Genomic DNA, 414 nt, shown 5'->3' with positions numbered 1-414 from the left:
TTGGTAGATATTCCGGGAGCAAAACAACTGGTAGCGGAGGTTCAAGACCATATCGATATCGTAGAAATCGGTACGCCGGTTGTCATTAACGAAGGACTCAGAGCGGTAAAAGAAATCAAGGAAGCTTTCCCTTCCTTGACCGTATTGGCCGACCTGAAAATTATGGACGCAGCCGGATATGAAGTGATGAAGGCATCTGAAGCGGGCGCAGACATCGTTACGGTTCTGGCTGCAGCCGAAGACATGAGCATCAAGGGTGCGGTAGAAGAAGCCAAAAAGCAAAACAGACAAATCCTGGTCGACATGATCGGCATTAAAGATATCGAAGGACGCGCGAAAGAGCTCGACGCCATGGGCGTAGACTACATTTGCGTACACACAGGCTACGATCTTCAAGCCGTCGGACAAAACTCG

1 protein-coding gene is annotated in these 414 nt (G+C 49.5%); it reads left to right on the top strand.

Annotation, left to right across the window (positions count from 1 at the left end; translation table 11 throughout):
• Nucleotides 1–414, top strand: a 414-nt coding sequence (locus ACZYR9_RS27575) for an orotidine 5'-phosphate decarboxylase / HUMPS family protein (protein WP_488981493.1), incomplete at both ends; no start/stop codon positions are given.

This window comes from Paenibacillus sp. F024 (assembly GCF_057814255.1).
This window is presented reverse-complemented; position numbering and strand designations above follow the sequence as displayed.